General features: G+C 64.8%; 18 protein-coding genes and 2 pseudogenes. 7 read left to right on the forward strand and 13 right to left on the reverse strand.

Going from position 1 to position 24,489, the window contains the following annotated elements; translation table 11 throughout:
* Nucleotides 1-95: 95 nt before the first annotated feature.
* Nucleotides 96-1,218: pseudogene (locus ACTWNK_RS01660) on the reverse strand (IS630 family transposase).
* A gap of 1,553 nt (nt 1,219-2,771) precedes the next feature.
* On the opposite strand from ACTWNK_RS01660, the gene ACTWNK_RS01665 reads away from it, so the two are divergent.
* Together ACTWNK_RS01665 and ACTWNK_RS01670 are read left to right on the forward strand one after the other, a co-directional pair.
* Complete coding sequence (locus ACTWNK_RS01665) at nt 2,772-9,170, forward strand: DNRLRE domain-containing protein (protein WP_474301691.1); 6,399 nt, start codon at nt 2,772-2,774, stop codon at nt 9,168-9,170.
* Between the two features lie 87 nt (nt 9,171-9,257).
* Nucleotides 9,258-10,322 carry a hypothetical protein gene (locus ACTWNK_RS01670; RefSeq protein ID WP_474301692.1) on the forward strand — a complete coding sequence of 355 codons (1,065 nt, stop codon included), beginning with the start codon at nt 9,258-9,260 and terminating at the stop codon, nt 10,320-10,322.
* A gap of 348 nt (nt 10,323-10,670) precedes the next feature.
* Here the strand turns inward: ACTWNK_RS01670 and ACTWNK_RS01675 are convergent, their stop codons facing one another.
* Entirely contained in the window at nt 10,671-10,955 is a 285-nt protein-coding gene (locus ACTWNK_RS01675) for a hypothetical protein (RefSeq protein ID WP_474301690.1), read from the reverse strand.
* A gap of 767 nt (nt 10,956-11,722) precedes the next feature.
* On the opposite strand from ACTWNK_RS01675, the gene ACTWNK_RS01680 reads away from it, so the two are divergent.
* A complete protein-coding gene (locus ACTWNK_RS01680) occupies nt 11,723-13,021 on the forward strand; it encodes an IS630 family transposase (protein WP_474301693.1) in 1,299 nt (432 codons plus the stop codon).
* Between the two features lie 42 nt (nt 13,022-13,063).
* On the opposite strand, the pseudogene ACTWNK_RS01685 reads toward ACTWNK_RS01680, so the two are convergent.
* A pseudogene (locus tag ACTWNK_RS01685) lies at nt 13,064-14,186 on the reverse strand (IS630 family transposase).
* 106 nt (nt 14,187-14,292) lie between these two features.
* On the opposite strand from ACTWNK_RS01685, the gene ACTWNK_RS01690 reads away from it, so the two are divergent.
* Nucleotides 14,293-14,736 (forward strand): hypothetical protein, encoded by a 444-nt coding sequence (locus ACTWNK_RS01690; RefSeq protein WP_474301694.1) that lies wholly within the window; start codon nt 14,293-14,295, stop codon nt 14,734-14,736.
* 74 nt (nt 14,737-14,810) lie between these two features.
* Here the strand turns inward: ACTWNK_RS01690 and ACTWNK_RS01695 are convergent, their stop codons facing one another.
* The 8 genes from ACTWNK_RS01695 to ACTWNK_RS01730 form a co-directional block, all read right to left on the reverse strand.
* Nucleotides 14,811-15,917, reverse strand: a complete 1,107-nt coding sequence (locus ACTWNK_RS01695; RefSeq protein ID WP_474301695.1) for a hypothetical protein — start codon at nt 15,915-15,917, stop codon at nt 14,811-14,813.
* Nucleotides 15,918-16,059: 142 nt separating this feature from the next.
* Entirely contained in the window at nt 16,060-16,611 is a 552-nt protein-coding gene (locus ACTWNK_RS01700) for a hypothetical protein (RefSeq protein WP_474301696.1), read from the reverse strand.
* A 462-nt stretch (nt 16,612-17,073) separates the two neighbouring features.
* Nucleotides 17,074-17,406 (reverse strand): hypothetical protein, encoded by a 333-nt coding sequence (locus ACTWNK_RS01705; RefSeq protein ID WP_474301697.1) that lies wholly within the window; start codon nt 17,404-17,406, stop codon nt 17,074-17,076.
* Between the two features lie 63 nt (nt 17,407-17,469).
* A complete protein-coding gene (locus ACTWNK_RS01710) occupies nt 17,470-17,925 on the reverse strand; it encodes a Scr1 family TA system antitoxin-like transcriptional regulator (protein WP_474301698.1) in 456 nt (151 codons plus the stop codon).
* Nucleotides 17,910-18,317: a helix-turn-helix domain-containing protein gene (locus ACTWNK_RS01715; protein WP_474301699.1), complete on the reverse strand. Its 408-nt coding sequence runs from the start codon at nt 18,315-18,317 to the stop codon at nt 17,910-17,912. The genes ACTWNK_RS01710 and ACTWNK_RS01715 overlap by 16 nt, the downstream gene beginning before the upstream one ends.
* Nucleotides 18,230-18,850 (reverse strand): DUF6879 family protein, encoded by a 621-nt coding sequence (locus ACTWNK_RS01720; RefSeq protein WP_474301700.1) that lies wholly within the window; start codon nt 18,848-18,850, stop codon nt 18,230-18,232. The genes ACTWNK_RS01715 and ACTWNK_RS01720 overlap by 88 nt, the downstream gene beginning before the upstream one ends.
* A 505-nt stretch (nt 18,851-19,355) precedes the next feature.
* Nucleotides 19,356-19,670, reverse strand: coding sequence for a hypothetical protein (locus ACTWNK_RS01725; RefSeq protein ID WP_474301701.1), 315 nt, complete (start codon nt 19,668-19,670; stop codon nt 19,356-19,358).
* Between the two features lie 71 nt (nt 19,671-19,741).
* Entirely contained in the window at nt 19,742-21,040 is a 1,299-nt protein-coding gene (locus tag ACTWNK_RS01730; protein WP_474301761.1) for an IS701 family transposase, read from the reverse strand.
* A 218-nt stretch (nt 21,041-21,258) separates the two neighbouring features.
* Between ACTWNK_RS01730 and ACTWNK_RS01735 the strand changes: the two genes are divergently transcribed.
* A complete protein-coding gene (locus ACTWNK_RS01735) occupies nt 21,259-21,549 on the forward strand; it encodes a hypothetical protein (RefSeq protein WP_474301702.1) in 291 nt (96 codons plus the stop codon).
* 347 nt (nt 21,550-21,896) lie between these two features.
* Nucleotides 21,897-22,235: a hypothetical protein gene (locus ACTWNK_RS01740; RefSeq protein WP_474301703.1), complete on the forward strand. Its 339-nt coding sequence runs from the start codon at nt 21,897-21,899 to the stop codon at nt 22,233-22,235.
* Here the strand turns inward: ACTWNK_RS01740 and ACTWNK_RS01745 are convergent.
* Entirely contained in the window at nt 22,226-22,744 is a 519-nt protein-coding gene (locus ACTWNK_RS01745; protein WP_474301704.1) for a GNAT family N-acetyltransferase, read from the reverse strand. The genes ACTWNK_RS01740 and ACTWNK_RS01745 overlap by 10 nt on opposite strands.
* Nucleotides 22,745-23,007: 263 nt before the next feature.
* Nucleotides 23,008-23,400, reverse strand: coding sequence for a dihydrofolate reductase family protein (locus tag ACTWNK_RS01750; RefSeq protein WP_474301762.1), 393 nt, complete (start codon nt 23,398-23,400; stop codon nt 23,008-23,010).
* 488 nt (nt 23,401-23,888) lie between these two features.
* Between ACTWNK_RS01750 and ACTWNK_RS01755 the strand changes: the two genes are divergently transcribed.
* A complete protein-coding gene (locus ACTWNK_RS01755) occupies nt 23,889-24,311 on the forward strand; it encodes a toll/interleukin-1 receptor domain-containing protein (protein WP_474301705.1) in 423 nt (140 codons plus the stop codon).
* Nucleotides 24,312-24,489: the final 178 nt, after the last annotated feature.

Raw genomic sequence — 24,489 nt, forward strand, 5'->3', positions numbered from 1 at the left:
AGTCGACGGCGTCGAACAGCGACGGCCTTCGACCCGGCTGCTGCGGCCCTGGTGGCTAGTGCTGTGACCACAAATGATCACCGGGTTGTCGAGAGTCAGGCTGCCACGCTGAGTGGGCGCCCGCCCCAGCGGATGCCCTTCTCACTGCGAATGCGGGCGCGTTCGCGGCGTTGGGCGGCGAGCACGTCGGGGTGGCGGGCGTGGGCATTGCGCCAGCGCAGGTAGGCATGCAGAGCCCGGGTCTGGACGGTGTGGTTGGGGTGGTCGGAGTTGGCCAGGGTGAACTGGCGCAGCGGGCCGAAGTGCGCCTCGATCGGGTTGGCCCAGGAGGCGTAGGTGGGGGTAAACAGCAGCCTGACCTTGTTCTTGGTGGCCCAGGTGCGGATGCGCCAGTTCTTGTGCGCTGAGAGGTTGTCCAGGATGACGTAGATCGGGGCGCCGTCCGGTCGGGCAGCTCGGATCGAGCGGAGTGCGGCCCAGGTGTGGTTGATGCCCTTGCGCCGGTGGTTGACGCCCCACAACAGGTCGTCGCCGACGGAGTAGCAGCCGTGGAAGTAGGTGACGCCGTGGGTGCGGTGGTAGGTGGCCGGCAGCCGGTCCGGCTGGCCCGCCGGTGCCCGGCTTGTGCCGGCGGTGGGCCGGGTGCCGAGCGGTCCGAACTCGTCGAAGGCGAAGGTGCGCTCGGGCCGGCGGGTCAGGGCGTAGTCGATCGCGTCGAGTTTGGTGTCGAAGTCGGGGTCGGGTGAGTCTTTCCCGGGTCTTGGTGCGCTGGAAGGTGATCCCCCGGCGGACCAGCAGCAGGCGTAACGCTTCGCGGCCGAGGGTGATCGCCCGGTCGGGAAGGCGGTGCAGGTAGTTCAGGAGTTTGCGGATGGACCAGCGGGTGAAGGGCCGGCCGAAGTTGGTCGGGCGGGTGGTGGCCGTCTTGGCGATGAAGTCTTCGTCGTCAGGACTGGTCAGGCGGGGACGGCCTCCCGCCCACTGAGGGTCCAGGCAGGCCAGCCCGATCTCGTTGAAGCGGTGGATGACGTCGCGGACGGTGTCCTCGTCGGCTTGGACCAGGCGGGCGATGACCGGCACGGTGTTGCCTCCGGCTGAGGCCGGCAGGATCATCGCTCGCCGGTAGCGGACCGTGCTGGTGGTTCCGCGTCGCACGATCCGCTGCAGTTTCTGTCCTTCTTGGTCCGTGAGCCTGCGGACCCTGACCGGTTGCGTCACCCTGCCTCCAAGACTGATCGGCCGTGGTCAGTCCATCCAATCGGCAGAAGTGTTGTGCACGCCAACCCGGTGATCATTTGTGGTCACAGCACTAGTGGCGCGGGTCGAACGGCACCCAGACGATCCACAGCATCAGCTTGGCTATGGCCGCTGACGTGCGGATCCGCCGGTGCCGTTTGTCCCGGCCGCGGTCGTCGTCCTCGTGGACCATGAGATCCTTCCTCGCCGGGCCATCCAGCGGGCCTCTGGATGGTTCGCGCGGTGGAGTTACGCCGCTCGCCCACGATGGTGCACACCGCATCGTCCTCGACCCGTTGGCGGAGATGTTTTCTTTCCACTCGGATATGCCCATCTCCGCGATCAGAGGGTCAGTCTTTTGCGCCTGGAAACGTGTCACCGACAAGGGGTGATGACCGGTTGCGGTCGCTTGTGACGAGAGCGCGCTTGTCTAGGGGAGAGGGCTGCCTCCGGGGGCGTCCACCGTTCGCGCAGGCAGGGATACAGTCCTACCTGCAGGGCGAGCTCCAGCCGCCTGAGGACGGCCACATCACGGTAGACGTCACCGAGAACGATTCTGCTGATCGTTTTCTGTGCCAGGCCAGCCAAGGCAGCAGCCTGACGCTGGCTCAGCTCTTGAGCGTTGAGTGTGACCTGAAGGCGGCGCGCGATTTCCTGTGCGACATACGCCCCAGCGGGAGCCTCCGGGACAAGGGTGGCCAAGGGCCACGGCCCGTCGCTGACGTAGGTGTTGGGGGCCGCGGTCGTTACGCATCGTCCCCGTTTCTGCCCCTCCGGCAGTGCACCCAGCGCTTGGGTCTGCGGCTTTTCATCCACGGACAACACTGCGGCTTTGGCCGGTGGCGCCAGGTAGAGCCCGACGATGTCACGGATCTTGTCGATCAGCAGCGGATCGCGGGAGATTTGAAGGTCTCCGCCTGGTGGGGTTGCAGCCCGAAGGCCACCAGATGCGGTGCACGCTGGTGGCCGAGATGCCCGCCGGCTTGGCCAGTTCGTGCTTGGAGCATGGGAGGCCCCCTCCGGCAGTTCCTCCAAGGTCCGTATCACCGCCACCTCCACCTGGGTGTCGGTGATGGTCCGAGGGGCGCCGGGGCGTGGGTCGTCGCTCAGCCCGTCCAGCTGGCGGGCCAGGAAACGGGCCGCCACTTGGTCGCCATGCTCCAGTTAACGCGCAGCCGGGCCGCCACAGCGGTGTTGCTCCGGCCATCGGCGCACTCCAGCACGCTTCCGGGCCCGCATGGCCAGACTTGGGCGGTCGAGCGGCGTGCTGCCAGCCGCGCAGGGTCTGGCGCTCCGGAGTGGTCAACTCCACCGGTTCCAGTCTGGTGTCGCCCATGAGGTCAGCACACTGCCTCCACCCCAATCGCGCAGCAGGTCTCCGAAGACGGGGCGTCAGACAACCCATGAGGCGATCACTCACCCTGGAGAAGCCTTTACAGAAGGTCATCTATATGTAATGATCGCCACGTTTTGGAACACTAGTTCGAAAGACGTGAATGAACCCATCACGACCATCGCCCAGCCTATCCCGCCGGATGCGCCGCCACACTGCGCTGATCGCCGCCCTGACCATGCCCCTCTCCGTCATGAGCGCACCCGCAATCGCGCAGGGACCTGTGCCTCCATCTCCCGCCGCTCCCATCTCCACTCCGCCGCCGAGCTCTCCTGCCACACCCATCGGCAAGGCGCTGGCGCAGGCCCAGAAAGACAGCCGGCGCATCGAGATCGAGTCGCTACGCTCGGAAAGCGCCACCTACTACGCCAACCCCGATGGCACGACGCTCCGCATGGAGCTGAATCTCGAGCCAATCCGGGTCAAGAACGCCAAAGGTGATGGCTTCATCCCCATCGACACCACTCTCGTCGAAGCCGGCGGCACCATCAGACCCAAGGCGATCAAGGGCGACCTGACCTTGTCGTTGGGTGGCGACACAACAGCGATCAAGGCCAAAGACGCCAAGACCCTCACCCGCGTTGACGCCCCAGGCAAGTTGCCCAAACCAACCCTCAAAGGGAACACCGCCACCTACGCATCGACGTACGGCAAGGGAATCGATCTCGTCGTCGCCGCAACCCCGACCGGGTTCCGCCAGCAAATCGTTCTGCGGCAACGCCCAGCGGGGCCGGTGACCTTCCGCATCCCCACAACGCCGCCCAAGGGCCTCTCCTTCGGCAAGGGCGACAAGGGGCAGCCGACGCTGAAGAGCGAGGACGGCAAGATCTTCCTCGTCATTCAGCCAGCGCCCCTGCTCGACGCCGACGCAGCCGATCCCAGCGGAGATTTGGAGGCCGCCAAGGTTGGCAGAGCGGCCGTCAGCCTGGAAAACTCCGATCTGGTCTACAGACCGGATCCTGTGTTCCTCGCTGACCCGGCAACGACTTACCCCGTGACCATGGCCGCAGTCGATGACGACTGGTACGAGTGCGAGATCGATACGCCCTCCAGCACGTACTGCCCCGACGGGGTGAGCACGCCATACGAAGGCGAGCCCATGGACACCTTCGTCAACAACGCGGACTATCCCGACAGCTGGTCAAACTTCAACCTCGACCGGATCCTGGTCGGCAAGTCCAACAGCGGCAACGTGCGCTGGCGCAGCTACATCCAGTTCCCGCTGCCCGCAACCAGTGACCCGTTCTGGGGCTCGACAATCGAGAACGCGGACCTGACGCTGTGGAACCACCTGTCCAACGACTGCGGCCTGTATGTCGGATCGGGCATCACAGCCCGGCGCGTCACCTCCGACTGGGACGAACTGGAATTGACGTGGTCCAACCAGCCGTCGGTCACAAACACAGGCGCGGACACAGAGTACGGCGCCTACAACAGCGCCGCCTGCACGGGGTCGTTCAACTACGAGTGGGACCTCATCCATTCGGTCAACGGGATCGTGCAGGCATGGGCTGCTGGCGAACCGAACTACGGCTTCCAGCTCACTGCAGGTAGTGAATCCGACATCACGAACTGGCGCCGCTACCGCACCCGTGAGTCCACCTATTCCTCCCCGGCGCACGCCCCCAGGCTCAGCGTCGACTTCAAACCAGCGGCGAAGCCTCAGCTCGGCGTCATGGTGCTGAAGGACAATGAAACCCCTCCCTCGACGCACGGGCAGTTCAACCAACTGGTGACGGAAGGACGCATTGGCAACACCTTGCGTGAGCCTGCGCCGGTCACCGACGAGCAGGCGCGAGCCTACCTCGACAACAGTGACCAGGACTATGTGGCTCCTTCCGAAGAAGTAGAGACACCGCTTCCTCCGCCGGAGGGAGACGTGGCAGCACACTGGTCGTTCGATGAGGGCACTGGGACAACCGCCGCCGACAGCTCAGGCAACAACCACCACGCAACCGTCAACGGCGGCATCACGTGGACTCCAGGTGTCAGCACATCCGCGCTGGCCAACATCGGTGTCAGCACCCCCGCGTCGGCAGGCCCAACAGATGAGAGCCTGCTACCGGCCCGTGTTGTCACAGCCCGTCAGGCAGCGGCCAAAGGCACGCGAGTCGAGGTCCCCGAAGAGACAACCGCCACCAGCATCACTTATGCCGAACCGGACGGAAAGACGTTCACAACCAAGATCAGCACGGGACCGGTGCGCACACGGCGCAACGGTACCTGGATCCCCATCGACACTACCTTGGCCGACCAGGGCGGCAAGCTTCGGCCCAAGACCCTCGCTGAGGGAGCCATCGTCGAACTCTCGGCCGGTGGCACGGATCCTTTCGTGAAGATGTCCGTTGACGGGAGGTCGTATGCGCTGCGCTGGCCGACGCCCCTGCCGAAGCCGAAGGTCAAGGGCAGCGTGGCCACTTATGCCGATGCGGCGGGTGCCGGCGCGGACCTGGTGGTGACGGCGTCGCCGACAGGGTTCCGCTACGAGGTGGTGCTGCGGCAGAGGCCCGCCAAGACGGTGGAGCTGCGCATCGGCATCGAAGACGAGAGCCTGACCCTGACGGAGGCCAAGGGCGACCGGTTGCTGGTGAAGGGCAAGGACAAAAGGCTGGTCGCCGTTGGGACCGAGCCGTTCCTGTCGGATAGCAGCGGCGGCAAAGCTCGCAGGGCGGCGGTCAAGCGTGGTGAGACCGATGCGCACCTGGTCACCGAGGGCGGTCGTACGGAGTTGGTGGTCAAGCCGGATTCGGCTTTCCTGTCGGATGCTGCCACGACCTACCCGGTGAGTGTGTCTGCGGCGGTCACGATGCCGCTCAGCACCGATGTTCAGGTCACCTCCGGCGACACGGCCAGCCTGCCCGCCTATCCAGGTGGCCAGGACCTCATGGCCGGCACCATGACCGGCGGGTTGAAGGCACGCACACAGCTGCAGTTCGACACCTTCGGTCTGCAGGGGCGGACGGTGACCGCTGCCACGCTGTCGATGAACACCATCGACAGCCAGGCCTGTGGCCCGGCACTGCCCAACGGCATTCAGGTCGCCCGGCTGACCAGTGCCTGGAACCCGAACAATCTGTACTGGGCCAATAAGCCGACTCTCACCACCGAGGATGCCTCCACCAACTTCAAGGGCGTCAACCAGGACTGTGCCGAATGGCCGGATGACCTGGAGTGGAACGTGACCGGCATCGCCCAGGACTGGGCTGCGGGGGCCGTCAACCACGGCCTGGTGCTCAAGTCGCCCAACGAGACGAACATCAACAACTACCGGGTGTTCACCGCTGTCGAGGCCACCGAGTTCATGAGTGCGCCCACGCTGACCATCACCAGCACCGCCCCTGCCTCCAACCCGGTCGTTTCTGCCCCGTCCATCACTCCGGCGCACACTGTCAGCGGCGTCACAGTGACGACCTCTCTCACCCCGCAACTCGCCGCCGCCGTCGCCGACACCTCCGCCGGAAACCTCACCGGCCAGTTCGAGGTCGAGCACGACCCGTCCGCCGCAGGGCAGGGCACCGGCCAGATCTGGGCCGGCACCTCCGCTGTGGTCTCCGGCGGTCAGGCCGCGGTCGCCATCCCCGCAGGGAAGCTGGCTGATGGCTGGAAGATCCGCTGGCGGGCCCGCGCGGTCAACGCAACCGCCTCCACCACCTCGGCGTGGTCGAGCTGGCAGAGCGCCACGGTGGACGTGCCCAACCCGACGGTCGGTGACTTCCAGGTCACTCCCTCGCAGGTGGTTGACGGCGTCACCGTGACCACAAGCCTGACGCCTGGTCTGCACATCACGGTCACCGACCCGGCGGCTCAGCCGCTGCGAGCTGAGTTCACGATCGAGCACGACCCGGCGGCACCCGCCGGGCAGGGCAACGGTCAGATCTGGACCGAAGCTGTCGACAATGTCGCCTCCGGCACACCAGCCTCGGTGACCGTCCCCGCAAACAAGCTGGCCGATGGGTGGAAGGTGCGCTGGCGCGCCCGCGCGATCAACACCGCCACCACCGTCGGCTCGCCCTGGTCGGACTGGCAGGTCCTGACCGTGGACCTACCAGACCCGGTCTCCGCCCCCATGGTGGGCGCGCTGCAGGTGAGCCCGTCAGCTCAGGTGGATGACAGGGTTGTCACAAACACGGCCACACCGGCGTTACTGGCTCAGTTGAACGACGCGGCCAGTGCTCCCCTGCGTGGCGAGTTCGAACTCGAGCACGATCCCGCCGCACCGGCCAGTCAGGGCAGCGGGCAGATCTGGGCTGGTGGCGTTGACAATATTGCAGTCGGCGCTCAGGCAAGCGTTGCCGTTCCCACTGGCAAGCTCACGCACGGCTGGCTGGTGCGCTGGCGTGCCCGCGCTGTGTCGGCCACCGCCACCTCCACGTGGTCAGACTGGCAGCAACTAGCCGTGGACATTCCAGGGCCCACGGTGCATAGTTTGTCATTCATGCCTTCGGTCGTGATCGATGACGAGGCGAGGACCACTCTCACCCCGACCTTGAAGGCCACGTTCGGCCATCCCAACGATGACCCGATACGTGGCGAGTTCGAGGTCGAACACGCCCCGAACGCACCGGCCAGTCAGGGCAGCGGGCAGATCTGGGCAGGTGTCGCAGACGATGTGGCCTCCGATACGGTCGGCCATGTCGCAGTCCCGACAGGTGAGCTGTCCGACGGGTGGCGAATCCGCTGGCGTGCCAGAGCCGTCGTACCCGGACGATCATCCGACTGGTCTGATTGGCAGCAGGTCACCGCCAGGACGACTTTGACCGACAGCGGCCCGTTCGCGCAGACGACAGAGCCCGTTCTGCCCAGCGGGGACTTCTCCGTGGCTGCTTGGTTGCGAGTCAGCGACAAAGATGGTTCCTCCACGCTGTTGGAGCAGCGGGGAGCCCACCAGTCGCCTTTCCTGCTCGGCAATGATCCCCACGACGGGCTTGTGTTCACCTTCACCAGCGCCGACGATCTGGCGGCAACACGTGAGGGTGTGAGGTCCGGGATTGAGCCGCCGGTCAACGAGTGGTTTCACCTCGCAGCCACATACACCGGTGGCTCACGTGCCGCCAACCTGTATCTGAACGGGACAAACATCGGCAGCGCGGCCCTCACCTTCACGCCGTGGCAGGCGGTTGGCCCGACGACGCTCGGTACCGCGCTCACCGGCACGCTCGACGAGATGTGGGTGTACGGAAGAGAGCTACTGCCTGATGAGCTCTTCGCCCTCATGGACGGCAGCTCCGCTGCCTCACCTGACGAAGGAGCATCCGCTAGAGCAGTGACATCGGCGCCCTGGACCTACGACAGGCTCAACGGAACAACCTGTAAGAACGAATATGGCATAGGCCGCCGCGAGTACGGGTTGCTGAAGAATCGATTCAGTGGCTGCTACAAAAGCACTGTCTTGGTCCACGAGCCCGACGAAGAAAGTCAGCCCGAGGATAGTCTCGACATGGACAACCTCTGGATGGGCGGCTTTCTCTTCGTAGCAAAAACGTTCTCCGGACGTCGCGGCCTCGATGGCGGGGCGACGACTCGTGACATCTGGTACGACGTCTACATGGACGGCGCCTATGACGCGTTCGACGTCCGTGGCGAAGTGAGCAAAGTCGAGCTCACCGTCGGCATGAGCGTGACACAGGGACAACAGTCCTGCAAACATGTGACCTCTTTTGATGGCGCCACCCAGCGAAATCACATCACGAAAACCATGAAACAATGGGCAGACTTCTACGACGCACCCCAGAGTGAACCACGGTACGTCACCACGTTCCGTTTCAGGGCGGCCGCAGGTGACGCCCCCGCGACGCGCAGGAACCGCAATGGCGCAACCGTTCAGAACGTGGAGAAGATCTCCAACTGCGTCTTCGACAACTATGGGAAGATCACTCACACCGATGACGCGGAGCGAATCAAGTGGATGCACGCTTCAGCAAAAAGAGATGGCATCGTCCGATGCGACTCCGCAGACAGCAAGCAGGTGTCGCGTAGCACGGGTGGCTGCATTCTCCCCGTCACTCCTTCTATCCAATGGGTCATGGGCGCAGGCTACGACAAGGCCACAATCCATTACTACAAGGCCTGCTACGAGAAGGCTGACACCTACCCAAAGAATCCGAACAAGAGCATTCCCGGGTGCGCACTCAAGCAGGGCCAGAAACGCCCTCCCGCCAATCAGCTGCTCTGGCGGGTAGGCGAGCCGACAAAGGGAAACAGCAACGCGCGTGCGCGAACCAGGTGCCATAGCCTCTGGCCCAAGTTCAGCGACAACGGCCAGGAGTGCGACGAGTACCCGTTCCAGTCGACGGGCAACAGAACAGCCGAAGGCGACGGAGACTACGGAAACCTGTCGATCTGCGCCATGCCATCAGCAGACAACGGCAAGGCGGGCACCGCTCTGGGACGCCTATACAATAATGACAGGATCATCTTCGAAGACGTATTCTTCAACCGATTCAGGGATGATCCGCCGACCACCCCGGTCCCGACAATGGCAAACCACTGCTGGCCTGGGCACATCAACACCGCCTCCAAGTACTACAGCGGCGTAAAGTAGAAACCTGATCAACCGCCACCGGGTCGATTAGCACCCGGTGGCGGTTGATCGTATCTATCACCACCCCAACCGAATGGCCTCACCCGTATGAAATTGAACGATGCCGTCAGGTACTACACGGACCTTCTCCAGTCCTCTGCTCCGTTCGGGGAGACCTTGGCATGGACTGTGGTTCGCCCTGTCGAGGGACTATTGCCCTCGGTAGAGGACATCGCCTCAAGGCTTACCGGCGGCGGCAGCCCCGTTCTCGTGGAATCTGACGAGGAGTTCACCGAGGAAGCGGTATTCATGGACGACTGGCCCGTCTACCTAGAAAAGGCGGACTCAGCGATCATGCTGGCTGAACCCAGCGGTTTCAGCTACGCCGCCCGACACCAGGTAATGAGATGGCTGAGCCAAGATGCGCAGGTCTGGCATCTGTCATGGAACGTCGCAGGCACGCGGGGCATCGAGTACGCCGCCCACGGGCAGTACCTGGCCCGGATCCCATCGCTCGAGCCGGAGTCGGTGCACGGAGCGGATCCCAGCGCCCTCGAGGAGGAAGCTGAGGCCTTGAAGGCCGTGTCGGGCGCACCCTGGCCAGCCCGGCAGGCGACTGCGATGGCCATCATCGAGGCGCGCACCGGTGCGCGGCTGCCTGCTGACTGGTATGAGCGCCCCCGTACGGTCGCGATCGTCGATCCATTGATCGACGAGGAATGTCCGCCGATCGGTTTTCGGCACCACGAGCCGGATCTGGCGGCGCGGCTCTGCCTGGCATCGCCGGAGACCCGCCGTCTGATCCTGCTTCACGTCATTGACCTCCTGATCGAACGGTTCGCTCTCGGATCCACCGCTGTGACTCAAGCCAAACAAGTGGTGCACGATCGCCTTCCGATCAGTACCGATCTGCTCCAGCGTGTTTCGAGTGATTGGGAAGCCCTCGGACAGCGATGGGCCGGGCAAGGCGCCGCAGTTCGGGAACAAGCTCACGATGAGTGGACGCGATGGGTGGCAGCCAACGGAGTGCGCCACGGTATGCGCTCATTCCAGGAAGAAGCGACTGTTCTCGACGGCCTCACCTATGCCAGATTCGCCTTCGGTGACGAGTGGCCCGGCATCCGGGCATGGATTCGCGCCGAACTGAGGTCCGGATTCTCTCGTTCGCGTTAGGTTGTCCACTCGTGTATGCACGGTGTTTCCATGGGCGGGAGGAAACCTCGCCCTTCTCAGTACGCCGTTCTGCTCGAGCGTGGAGTTCGACTCCAGCGCTTGGGCGATGCCTCGGTGGCGGACGCCAGTGCGGTACTGGGGTGTGGCGACCCTCTTGCTGGCCTGCATGCTGCACGCAGTGACCGCCGTCCGTGGCCGTGAGCGGGCAGGCCAACTGCTCGTGCGGGTTCTGGCGGTCGGTGTTCTGCTGATGCATGGCTCTGGAGCGCTGTCGCTTTGGTGTCGGCGACGCCGACGACCAGCAAGCCTTCGCGGTGGTTGGCGAAGGTGGCGACGCCGATCGCAACGTCATGAGACTTGATCTTGCCGGCCCGGGGCAGCAGAGAGAAGGATCACGTCCACAGCGGTGGTGCATGAGCCGTTGTTCGCGTGATCCTGATCTTTCAGGTAGGCGGTGAGTCTCCGCAGGAGCGTTCTGGGAGAATGTTTCGCCTGGATCATTCGCATGCGGGCCTTGGCAGCCACGTCCAGGTCCAGGTAGCGATGGACCTTGGTTCTTTCGTCGGGCTGTTCGGCCACTGCTGCGCCGATGGACCTGACGATGGTGGCGCGGTCGGGGACGATGCCCGCCACGTCGGTGCAGTGGCGGATTTCTTTGCTTGGCCGCTCCCACGGGGTCGTTGGATCAGATCTGCATCGAGACCTCTATGTGGAGCGGCGAAGGCCAGGAGACTTTCACGGACGGATCGCCAGAGCATGGTGACGCTCGAACCGGTTGATGCCGCCTTCCACGGCTGAGCAGGCTCGGTAGTCGACGGCGTCGAACAGCGACGGCCTTCGACCCGGCTGCTGCGGCCCTGGTGGCTAGCGATTCGGCCTGGCTCGGCGAGAGGGCTGACCTGGCACTGTAACCAGGAAAGGATGAGATCGTGGCCCCATACCCACGGCGCAAGACGAGGCCTGTGCGGTCGTGCACGTGCACGCCATCTTGCTCCTTCGGGCGTCCACGTCGACAAGCGGCCAACGTAGCGGTCTATTGGGGACTCTAGAATTTATACCGTACAGTAGCTTCGTACTGTCTGGTATAGATGCTAGAGTATGCAGTGTCCTCTCCTCTGGCCGGACGCAGGGCACGCGATCCCGTCCCCTCGATGAAGTTCGCCAACTCTTCAAGAAAGCAGCGCAGCCTCAGGTCGTTGCGCCTGCTCTGGGCCCGGCACCTCCAGGGCCACCCCTGCCCGATAGGCGGCCAGCCAGCGTGGCCAGGTGCGGGAAGTGACGCCCACCAGGCTGGCTGTGACGACCTCGAAGGCTGCCGGACGGGCCACTAGTGTCATCCGCCTGAAGTTCGGCGGGTAAATCCTTATCCTGGATGGATAGGCGATTCCGGCGCGTCAGCGGTGAAGATCGTGTTAGCGGACGCCGAGCGAGCTCGGCTCCACGTCCTGATGGTGGATATGCCGGGACTGGCTGATCGCGCGAGGATCGTGCTGGCCTGCGCTGAACCGCAGGCCAGCAACGCGCAGGTGGCACGGGACCTCGGGATGAATGTGGCAATGGTGCGGCGCTGGCGCGGAGCCTACGCACAAGGCGGGATCGACGCCCTGCTGGACAGGCCCCGAACCGGGCGGCCCAAGGCCGAGCTGACGATCACCGAACAAGAGCGGGTCACGCTGCAACGGTGGGCGCGAAGAGCGAAGTCGGCGCAGGTCCTGGCGATGCGCTCGAAGATCGTGCTGGCCTGCGCCGAGGGCAAGGCCAACCAGCAGATCGCCACCGAGTTGCGGGTGCATCCGGACACGGTCTCCAAGTGGCGCTCCCGCTTCCTGCGACTGCGGCTGGACGGGCTGATCGACGAGCCGAGACCTGGCCGGCCACCGTCGATCACCGTGGACCAGGTCGAGCAGGTGGTCGTGACTACCCTGGAGCAGACACCAACCGGCGCCACCCATTGGACGCGGGCCTCGATGGCCCAGCGCAGCGGGTTGTCGGAGTCGACGATCGGCCGGATCTGGCGCGCTTTTGAGCTCAAGCCGCACCGCAGTGACACCTTCAAGCTCTCCACCGACCCGTTGTTCGTGGAGAAGGTGGTCGATGTGGTCGGGCTCTATCATCACCCGCCCGAGCGGGCGGTGGTGCTGTGCGTGGATGAGAAGTCCCAGATCCAGGCCCTGGACCGGTCGCAGCCTGTGCTACCGATGATGCCGGGCATGCCCGAGCGGCGCACCCATGACTACGTGCGCAACGGCATCACCAGCCTGTTCGCCGCCTTCAACGTCGCCGACGGCACGGTGATCGGCCAGCTGTACCGTCAGCACCGCGCTGTGGAGTTCAAGAAGTTCCTGGTCACGATCGACAAGACGGTGCCCGTGGAGCTGGACATTCACCTGATCTGCGACAACTACGGCACCCACAAAACGCCCGCGATCAGGGCGTGGCTGGCCCGTCATCCCCGCTTCCACATGCACTTCACGCCCACTGGCTCCTCCTGGATCAACCAAGTCGAGCGCTGGTTCGGCTACCTGACCGACCAGCTGATCCGCCGTGGTGTCCACAAGAGCGTCCAGGCGCTGGAGAAGGACATCCGCACCTGGATGGCTCTGTGGAACACCGACCCCAAGCCGTTTGTGTGGACCAAGAGCGCCGAAGAGATCCTCGAATCCCTCGCACGATATTGCCGACGAATTTCAGGCGGATGACACTAGTGCTGTGACCACAAATGATCACCGGGTTGTCGAGAGTCAGGCTGCCACGCTGAGTGGGCGCCCGCCCCAGCGGATGCCCTTCTCACTGCGAATGCGGGCGCGTTCGCGGCGTTGGGCGGCGAGCACGTCGGGGTGGCGGGCGTGGGCATTGCGCCAGCGCAGGTAGGCATGCAGAGCCCGGGTCTGGACGGTGTGGTTGGGGTGGTCGGAGTTGGCCAGGGTGAACTGGCGCAGCGGGCCGAAGTGCGCCTCGATCGGGTTGGCCCAGGAGGCGTAGGTGGGGGTAAACAGCAGCCTGACCTTGTTCTTGGTGGCCCAGGTGCGGATGCGCCAGTTCTTGTGCGCTGAGAGGTTGTCCAGGATGACGTAGATCGGGGCGCCGTCCGGTCGGGCAGCTCGGATCGAGCGGAGTGCGGCCCAGGTGTGGTTGATGCCCTTGCGCCGGTGGTTGACGCCCCACAACAGGTCGTCGCCGACGGAGTAGCAGCCGTGGAAGTAGGTGACGCCGTGGGTGCGGTGGTAGGTGGCCGGCAGCCGGTCCGGCTGGCCCGCCGGTGCCCGGCTTGTGCCGGCGGTGGGCCGGATGCCGAGCGGTCCGAACTCGTCGAAGGCGAAGGTGCGCTCGGGCCGGCGGGTCAGGGCGTAGTCGATCGCGTCGAGTTTGGTGTCGAAGTCGGGGTCGGGTGAGTCTTTCCCGGGTCTTGGTGCGCTGGAAGGTGATCCCCCGGCGGACCAGCAGCAGGCGTAACGCTTCGCGGCCGAGGGTGATCGCCCGGTCGGGAAGGCGGTGCAGGTAGTTCAGGAGTTTGCGGATGGACCAGCGGGTGAAGGGCCGGCCGAAGTTGGTCGGGCGGGTGGTGGCCGTCTTGGCGATGAAGTCTTCGTCGTCAGGACTGGTCAGGCGGGGACGGCCTCCCGCCCACTGAGGGTCCAGGCAGGCCAGCCCGATCTCGTTGAAGCGGTGGATGACGTCGCGGACGGTGTCCTCGTCGGCTTGGACCAGGCGGGCGATGACCGGCACGGTGTTGCCTCCGGCTGAGGCCGGCAGGATCATCGCTCGCCGGTAGCGGACCGTGCTGGTGGTTCCGCGTCGCACGATCCGCTGCAGTTTCTGTCCTTCTTGGTCCGTGAGCCTGCGGACCCTGACCGGTTGCGTCACCCTGCCTCCAAGACTGATCGGCCGTGGTCAGTCCATCCAATCGGCAGAAGTGTTGTGCACGCCAACCCGGTGATCATTTGTGGTCACAGCACTAGGCGGTGGCAACATGCGCGCCACACTGGCCTGGCTGGAGCGCGGCGAGCAGGCTCCGCCGCCGATGAAAGCCCCGAAGAAGGTCAGTTCGCCGTATTCGCCGACTCAGCTCGGCCGCCTTCGCGGTTGGGCCGAACGTCTGCCCGGCCAGGCCAGAGGCGACGCGCTGGCGCTGATGGCCCTCGGGTTCGGTTGCGGACTGACCTCCGGGGAGGTGGCCGCCGTCCGCATCGAGCATCTGCGCTGTCTGGACTGCGGCGCGGTCGTGGTCGCTGTTCCTGACACGCAACGGTTGATCGTCTGCCGCGCCGCCTGGGAGAACGTCCTGGCCGACGCACAAGCAGCTGATCGCCTCAGCCTTCCCCGCGGAGCCGCAAGGAGTTTCCCGCCTGGCCAACCCTCGTCCAGTCCGGTGGCAGCAGGCTTGAGGGGCGAATCTCTGTCGCACCCCTCATAGCGACACACCTCGCCCGGCCCGCTCAAGGTCAGTGGATGAGCATCGATACCCACGCTTGTGCGGGCATGGCCTCATCACTTGTGGGTAACCACCTGATCGCTGTGGCCGGGAAACACCATGACCAGCAGATGCTGCGGCAGGCTCTCCGCCGGGACAGGCTCGCGATAGTGCACTCGTACGCGATAGCGTCCCCTGCCCGACGAGGCGAGGTTCAGCGGCACGATCGAGCCTGATGCGACAAGCTCGGAACGCCCTGTCGGGCTCTTGTGCCCAATCTCGATCACCTTGTCCCATCCGGCCACTTGGACAGGCGGCCGATGTCGGTACGTCTCTGCGGTCACACAGGTGTCTGCCTCGCTATCGGTGGCGATCAGGAGATTTCCTTGCGTGCTGCCCACCAGGTCACGGTGCAGGGCGGGGCGTTCGTCTGAGGTGAGCTCGTGATCCTCGAACGCTTGGAGCCCCGTATCCGACCGCATCCGGTCCCGGGCAACGCCCACGGGCTTCAGAAGCGGCCGATGCTGGAAACGGTCGCAAGCCGCTTGGCTAGCCGCTTCCTGAAGCTTGATCCTCGCTTGTTCGGCGGCGATCTCCCTGTCCGATTCCCGGGCCGCTGCGGGACAGATCGGCAGGAGAAGCGAGACGTGCATGCTATTGCCTGGATAGGCGGCACATTGCTTGCGCCCGTAGGCCAGCAGCAGATGGTCGGACATCGCCGGGAAGACAGGACGCGCGTTGCAGAGGAAGGCCTGCTCACCATCTCCCGCCTTCGGCCAACATGCGTCGCCGCCAGTGACCGGCCTGGTCGTGACCTCGGTGACGGGCAGGACGAACAACAGCAATCCCAGCCCCAGCCCTGAGATTGCACGCCTGACCTCCGTCCGCCGGATGAGCCCTCGCATCCGATACCGGTGCGCCCGCACCGACATCAGGGCGCACAATGAGGCCAGAACTAGAGCGAGATCTCCGAGCAGAAGGTCCCCAACCCCGCGCCAGAAGACGTCTAGGTTTCGACGACATGCCGCATCCACGCCCACGTCGATGCCGAGCGACAGCGCTCCAGAGCCATGCACCAGCAGAACACCGACCGCCAGAACCCGCACGAGCAGTTGGCCTGCCCGCTGCCGGCCACGGACGGCGGTCACTGCGTGCAGCATGCAGGCCAGCAAGAGGATGGCCACGCCCCCGTACCGCGCTGGCGTCCGCCACCGAGGCATCGCCCAAGCGCTGGAGTCGAACTCCACGCTCGAGCAGAACGGCGTACTGAGAAGGGCGAGGTTTCCTCCCGCCCATGGAAACACCGTGCATACACGAGTGGACAACCTAACGCGAACGAGAGAATCCGGACCTCAGTTCGGCGCGAATCCATGCCCGGATGCCGGGCCACTCGTCACCGAAGGCGAATCTGGCATAGGTGAGGCCGTCGAGAACAGTCGCTTCTTCCTGGAATGAGCGCATACCGTGGCGCACTCCGTTGGCTGCCACCCATCGCGTCCACTCATCGTGAGCTTGTTCCCGAACTGCGGCGCCTTGCCCGGCCCATCGCTGTCCGAGGGCTTCCCAATCACTCGAAACACGCTGGAGCAGATCGGTACTGATCGGAAGGCGATCGTGCACCACTTGTTTGGCTTGAGTCACAGCGGTGGATCCGAGAGCGAACCGTTCGATCAGGAGGTCAATGACGTGAAGCAGGATCAGACGGCGGGTCTCCGGCGATGCCAGGCAGAGCCGCGCCGCCAGATCCGGCTCGTGGTGCCGAAAACCGATCGGCGGACATTCCTCGTCGATCAATGGATCGACGATCGCGACCGTACGGGGGCGCTCATACCAGTCAGCAGGCAGCCGCGCACCGGTGCGCGCCTCGATGATGGCCATCGCAGTCGCCTGCCGGGCTGGCCAGGGTGCGCCCGACACGGCCTTCAAGGCCTCAGCTTCCTCCTCGAGGGCGCCGGGGTCCACTCCGTGCACGGACTCCGGTTCGGGTGCAGGCCGAGCCGGGCGCGATCAACTGTGGGATCACCCGACGTGATGCGATCGATCGCGAGCTCTTGTGTCAGTCCAAGTCTGCTCGTGGCCAAGATGGGCGGCCGGGTCATCGAGCCCGGTGGTCACGATCGAGTTCAGCCTGCCTCGCTGCTAGTCGGCCGAACTCAACAGCTTGCTAGGCTGGTAGGCAGCAACAGCGACTGCTCTTCGGCCCCCTGCGCCGGAGCTCGGGCTCAACCAGCGCGATCAGCATCACCCCGAATGATCCAATTCCCCACTCCTCAAGATCGCCAATCGCCCGAGTGGTGTCCTGCGCAGCAGCGGCGGGCTTGATTAGCCCGGCAGGAGTGGCTATGTTGCGCCCTCCCGAGCCTGCGGAACACCACCGGGGATTGCTGTTCTATCTGGTCGCGGCAGTGTGGCGCCGCCGATGATCCAGACGGTGTTGGGCCGCTTCTCCAGCACCGTGTTGATTTCGGCGAGGGCGAGGCAGCCGGCGATCCCCAGCGTGCCGGGATCGCCGCTCTCCCCCACGCCTCGCCGAAGCATCTGCGCCCTGTACTGCGCGCGTGTCCATGCCGGAGGGGGCTGCAGGCTCGGCACCCGGCCGATTTCGTCGAGCTCAACTGAGGTGAGCGGACCTGTGAGCAGTTGCTTCCTGGGCCGCCTTCTGCTGGGAGGCATGCCTAGAACGGTAGGAGCGCGCCCACGGACGGCTCAACGAACCTGTACGAACTTGTACGCCAGTTAGGCCAGCGCTTCGACGGCATCCGAGACAAGGGCGCGAGCAGCATTGCCGTAGACAGCCGCGGAAGCCAGCGCATTGAACGCCTTCACATACAGAGCGATCTCGCGTGGCTGCGTGACCGTGACGATGGCTGTGGTCAGCTCAATGGACACATTCACCTCCCCGTACATGTGAAAGGTCTCGCAGGCGTGCTGCGAGCGGGCGGCCATCCACGGAATGACGCCGACAGACAGGTTCGGCTGGCGCATCACGGTCAGGATGTAGCGGAGCTGCTCACGCATGATGTGATCAGGAAAGATGCGATTCCGCAGCACCGACTCCTCCATGATCATGACGCAGGTGCGCCGCCCGTCGGCGAGGAACCGGCGTCGAGCCACACGAAGCTGTACTCCCTCCTCGATGTCGGTGTTGCCCGCTTGGTGGAACTCGTTGAACCATGTCATGACAGCTCGCATGTAGTCCGGGTCTGCAGCGGCCACAACATGAAGTTCGAGCTGTAGAAGCGGTAGACGGTGGTGTTCTCATACAGCTCCAGGCCCAATTCCTGAAGGCGCCGCTGGCTACGCTGAACCCGTCGCCACTCCACGTAGGCATTCGCCGCATTACGGCTTGCGGCGATCAGATTGGGGATCTCCTCAGGGACACCGCAAATCGTGCACCAGATGCGGATGTCAGCGTCCGAGGGAGGCGTACGGCCACTGGTGAGGCGGGAGCACTTCGTCTCATCCCAGCCGGCCTGGCGGGCCAGCGCCCGAGCGGTCAGCCCGGAATCGCGCAAGATCTCGCGCAGCCGGTCGGCGATGGCCTGACGTGCCTGCTGGGCGCTGGAGGACGGTGACGTTGCCACGAACCGTTGAACTCTGACATGGCGGGTGTGTACTCCGAGTGCTCGATGCCGCGTTCCCACACAGCCTTGAACGCCGCCGCGCAAAGCGCCGCCTCGCCAGCGTCATCAGACAGCTCAAAGCCTGCGGGCTCTCCGTCGCCGGTCTGGAAGACCCAGCACACCTGCCCGTCGTCGACCTGCCAGAAATCGCAACCGGGAAGCGCGATGTCTCGCGCCCGCGGCCGAGCCAGCCAGCGAACCTGTTCACCGCCGGCAAGGTTGGAATAACCGGTTACGGCGTGCTCGAACGCGATGTAGTCACTGTGCGGCTCTGAGACCACACGGGCTCGCCGGAAGGTGACACCCCTGTCGGCGTGCTCCGCGATGAGGCGAACCCAGCCGTCCATGTTCCCGAGCCGCTCTAGCTCGGCGACGCTCGTACCGGCAAGCCACGCCTGGAAGTCAGGCTCGCTGCTGCCGTAGGTGTCGCGCATCTCCAGGTGCGTCACCGAGTACTGCGCCTTGCCGAACAGCTCAATCAAAGTCTGGATCATGACCGCCGCACGCCTCCCATAGGGCCTTCCTCAGTTCCTTCGGCACTCGAACGGCTCGTTCGTAGGTCTCGATATGGCTGACCTCACGAATCCTCGCAAGCACGTCCGCGTCGTCCTCCGCCCAGCCCACGATGACGAGACTTCCATCAGTGTCATCATCAGCCCAGCCGGAGGTGAGGGCAGAGGGTGGGGGCAGGGCCTGTCATCGCGACCTCCTGAAGCGCTGCCCGCTGGGGGACGAAGACCGTCCCGGTACTCACGTATGAGTCCTGACGGTCTGCCATGAGCATCGAGCCACTTGGGCACTCGCTCAGGCATCCACCACGCACTGCCCCTACCTTGATCGCCGCCAACGGCGAATCGACCACCTCGGCATCCGCCGATGGTTTGGTGCTGCTTGCTGGACAGCTACATCCATGCAGCTTGAATTGCACGGATGCAGCTGTCGCCTGGTGTGGGCTCTATCGCCGAATACACTGAGGTGTTCTCGGCCAGTCTGCTCTGTTCACCACGGCCAGGCGTCTTCCGGAATACGAAACAGCGCTCGATGGCCGGTAAACCAATCGTGATCGATAAATCTGCCGGTGACGCGACCGATTAGCAGCAAATAGTCGTTGATTTCGGCTTGAGCTTCCTCGCTGGGAGTGAGTGCGACAGCGTAGTCCGCGAACATGTCATCCAAGTCGCCCGTAAAGTTGGAGTCGCGCCCGTACTGCCCTCTACTCTCCCCGTCACGCCAATAGATGAGGCCCCGAGCCCCGTCTTGATCGTATTCCAGAAAAAAGAGCTGGGAGCCGTTTGCGCTGAGCGGTTCCGGCACCACGCCGGGGCCACGCAGACCGACATTGTGCAGCCATCCCGGAGCATGCGCGCCTACTACCCCAGCCGCACTTATCGATCTTTGAGGTGTTGTCGCTGGTAGTGGCTTCGTCGGGAGCGGGCTTGATGGCGTCGTCGCCAGCGTGACCAGTGCAGGATGTGAGACCGGCTGATGGGCGGCCGGGTCAGCAGGGCGAAGAGGCGGCGGATCTCGTTCGCGGACATCTCGATGAGCTGGCCGGTGCCGGCCGGTGGGACGGGTGCGGCGCTGAGGACTGCACGAGTCACGGCCAGGAAGGCCAGGGCGAGCATGGCCAGAGTGATGTAGCGATACCAGGCGGTATAGAGCCGCACCTGGTACTGGTCGAAGGCGGCTTCGTTCTTGCCGGTCTGGAAGCATTCCTCGATCGTCCAGCGAGCGCCGGCCACCTTGACCAGGCGCTGTAGTGGCACCGGTCGCGGAGTGTGACACAGGTAGAAGGCCAGGTCGCGGGGATTGCTGAGCGAGCGGCGGATGAGCAGGCGGCGCGCAGGGCTGTCAGTGGCGATCAGCGCCCAGTCGTAGCGCCGTTCGCCCTTGGCTCCAGGGCCGCAGGACAGGCGCTGCCATCCGCTCTTGGGCACCTTGACGGCCATGACGTCGGCGCGGACCTTGCCCACGCCGGTGGCGATCTGGTGGGCACGGGAGACCGCGAACACGTAGGAGATCTGCTGGTCTTCCAGGTAACGGCGCAGGGGTCCGTTGTCGCCGTATGCCTCATCGGCGGTCACCCAGCCGAACGGCACGCCGGCCGCGAGTGCCCGTCCGATCATGGCCTGCAGGAGTTGGGGTTTGGTGGCGAAGCCGACCTGCTCGGGGACATGAGCGCTCGCGCAGCGGTCCGGCCGGGCGATCCAGGAGTCTCTGGGCAAGTAGAGCTCACGATCCAGCACTGCCCGGCCACGGCTGGAGGCGTAGCCGAGGAACACGCCGATCTGGCAGTTGGTGACCTTGCCGAGGGTGCCGGTGTATTGCCGCTGCACCCCTGCCGAGCGGGTGCCTTGTTTGGCGAAGCCGGTGTCGTCGCCGACCAGCACCCCATCGGGCTCGCCCAGATACCGCATCAGGTAGGTGCGGATATCGTCGCGCACGCCATCGACGTCCCACTTGGCGGCGTTGAACAGCCGCTGCATGCCATCCGGGGTGGCCTCACCGGCGTACTCGGCCAGCGACCAGCCGTTCTTATGCTCCAGCCCGGACAGCAGCCCGCCGAGGCAAGCACGTGCACGCTGTCGAACTTCGGGACGTTTGAACCGGTCGGCTACCAGCGCGAAGGCGTCATCCAGACCCGCTTGCAGACCAGCGGCGCTGACATGTTCTACCCTGGCCAACGCGGCCACCGCATGATCTTCAGTTCCAACACACCTGAATGATCACAGCGGTGGTCGCTCGTCTTTCACCCGGCTACAAGCATGGACGAGCGTGCTCGAGCATGGACGAGCGCGCTACAGCACGACGCAGGCCGTTGCCGCCCAACTCTGAAGTGCGGCTGGAGTACTACCCAGATGACCTCGTCGGATGAGTCGGGGTCGTGTCGGCTCCTGGCGGTTTGAAGGTCGCAATCCAGTCTACTGGATGGGTCGGCGCGCAGGATATTCGCTACGAGATCTTCCACCTCACCGGCGGATTCGACTCCGGCACCGCCGCCGCCCGTGCGGCCACCCGCTGGCCCGGCCAGATCACCACTGCAGCACTTCAAGTCATCGGCGCGGGGCGCGCCCAGCAACACCGCCGCCGCACCCAGATGCGTGCAACTCTGCCGTTCAACGAACACGACCTTCTCGTTCAGATGCCAGCGCGTAGCAGTGGTGGCGCCGTGGTCTCCAGAGACAGCTGGTGACCGGACTCGGCGGAGATGAGATGGTCGCGCTGTCCCCGCAGGATGCGAGGGCAGTTCGGATGCAGTGGCGGAGCATCAGCGCAGTCAAGCGCGTGTGCGCCGTGCTCCGCGATCTGACCGGTGAGGCGGTAGAAGCTCCCCTGGCTTGGCCCTGACGCCCGCCCCGCACTGCGCAACGGCGGCGACGCCATCGCCCCGCCAGCTATTGTGAACGCGATCACCCTGCTTGTCAGTGATGTGGGAGTTGGCAGCAGCGACAACTTCGGATTCCTAGGGAAGGAACAGGGGTTCCTCGTACGGGCTGATCGCCTCGCCGCGGGGCCGATCCCCCCTTCACCTTCCCCGCGATGATCCTTCTCGGCGAACAGCTCCCTCTCCACTGGCGCGAGTTTGAGAACCTCCAACGCCGCCACATGCAAGCGCTCGGTCCCAGTGACGAGGTCTGCAATCCTGTCGAGCGCGAGTCGTTTGTCTGGCTCGTCGAACACGCGCTCAAGACCTACGGAATCTCGCTCCTGCAGCAGATCCTCACCGATGGATCACCGCTGATCGACGCTCACCTGGTCGACCCCGACGAGCTGAGAAGTACCCTGGCCGCCATGGAGCACGAGCCCTACGAGGAGGAGCTCCACGCCAAGCCGTTGCAAGTCGTCGACCTACACCTAGCCGCGACCGCCTACCTGTGAAAAAGTTCCGCGAGGTCTAGCCGCTCGGCTGGGCGCGCCATCATGAACAGCCGATGGCCTTTGAACTCGACCTCGCGGACCAGATCGTAGCCCTGAGTCAGGTAGTAGGTGGCGAGCTCGGGGAACAGACAGTCCCGCCGCACCCACCGCATCCCGAGCCGGGCAGCGCGGTCGACCGCCCACCATGCCATCAGCGTCCCTGGCTTCACATCGTGCAGGTCTGGCGACGTCACCGACGTTGTCATATAGAGGGAGGGCTCAGCCTTCTCCTGATCGGTCCACCCCCAAGGCGGCCCCTGCTCCTGCACTGTTGTCCGACCGGCAATCTGGGAACCGTCACGCTCCAGTACCCACACATCCCCGCACGGGTTGTCGCAATGGGAGACCAGGTCGTCCAGTTGCGGCCGCCATGACGGCATTCCCCGCTCCTCCATCCACGCACACCGAGCAGAGATCATCTCCCGCATCGCGGGCCGGTCATAAGCGGTTGCGGGGCGCATCACCAACATGAGCGCCATCCTGCCGCCCCGCAGGGCGACGTGCCTGGAGAAGCAGGTGTCCCGGGCACCCCAAGGCCTGGCAGGTGACGTCCGCAAGCGATCACGCAGGATTTCGGAAAGCACGTCCATCACCTCTGCGAGCCCTTTCTTCCTCGCAGGGGCAACGGTCTGTTGTCGTGCTCATCGCTGTCGTGCTCGTCGTCGGAGGGCGAAGGTAGCTCTCTTGCGGTGCTGCAGTTTCGCTGGCGGCCGGGTGGTGAGTCCCATGGTGGTCATGCCGGTGCTCGACAGGTTGCACTGACCTGCACATGACGGGCGCTGCGGCGCACCCGTGTGAGGTGGAATCCCTCAGGAAGGTCCAGCCCGGCGGCGTGGGTACCAGAGCCGGGTTCCAGGGGTGGTTCCTGCACGGGGAGAACGGTCTCGATGTGGTCGACGAGTCCAGCCGTCAGGAACGGTGTGGCCAGGTCAGTGCCACCGGCCAGGAGCAGATGCCGCACGCCGCCGTTGTGCAACCTGCTGACCAGCTCCTCGGGGTTGTGCGTGTCCCCCGCTGTGGGCAGGTCTATCTCGCCGGCTCCGTGTCGTTCGTGAATCGCCTCGCGCACGGAACCGTGCCGGTCGAGGATCGCGTCGACCTGCCAGGCAAGGTCGCTGGTAGCGATTCCAGGCGGAGGATTCGGTGAGGGCTCGTGGAGTGATGGTCGGGTCGGCGTTCTCGCAGACGCGCTCGCCTCTTGAAGAAGTTGGGCCCGGTGTCAGTGTCCATTGTCGGTTGCACTGGTGTCCGTAGTCGTCTGCACGATGACCGAGCGGCGCGGGTCCCCACAGGACTCGAAACGGGACTGTCGGTGGTCGCTCATAGACTCGAGCCATGCGATGCACAGCGCCCGTACGCGGCCACATCCGTGGCGGCGGCGCAGACTGCCCTGTTCATGGTGGCCGATACCGGTCCTCCTACTCCTCGTTCTCCTACTCCCCGTCCTCCGATACCTCGCCGATCTCTCGCGCTTCGAGCGGTAGAGGCGGATCCAGTGGTGGGGGTGGCGCTGGCCGATCGACTCGTCCGCGGTGGTCGCCGGCCAACTCTCCCGTCACCTACAGCTCGGACGAAGTCTCGGCGCTGGATCGCTACCGTCAGAAGGTTGAAGCGGTGGGACCGCGCGTCGAGTCCTATGACCTGTTCCTCTGCCATGCCTGGGACGACCGGCGAGAGACCGCGACTGAACTGCATGACCTCCTCGAAGCGCAGGAGGTGTCGGTCTGGTTCAGCGAGCGGGACATCATCCTCGGCCTGCCGTTCATGCGGGAGATCGACAAGGGCCTGGCCAAGACGCGCATCGGTCTCGTCCTGATCACGCCAGCGTTCCTCAAGCGCATCGAAAGCGGTGGTGTGTCCGAGAAGGAACTCTCTGAGCTGCTGGCTCGCGACCTGCTGATCCCCGTCGCGCACGGGGTGTCCTACGCCGAAATTCGGGCGATCAGCCCGCTCCTTGGCTCCCGCAACGGTCTCAGCACTGACGAGGACTCGCTCGAAGACATCGCGAAGAAGATCGCTGAACTCGTCGCCTTGTAGGGGTGGGAACCGAATATGTCAGGAAGGGCCCAGCGAGGCCGGGTAGTGGCTGATCAGCCCGCTTGCTCAGCCCGACATGATCAGCCGGAGGTGAGGGCAGAGGGGGGATGCAGGCCCTGCGAGGCCCCCTGAAGCACTGCACGCTGCAGGACGAAGACCGTCTCAGCACCTCCGCTAC

This window comes from Nonomuraea sp. IBHARD001 (assembly GCF_056106265.1).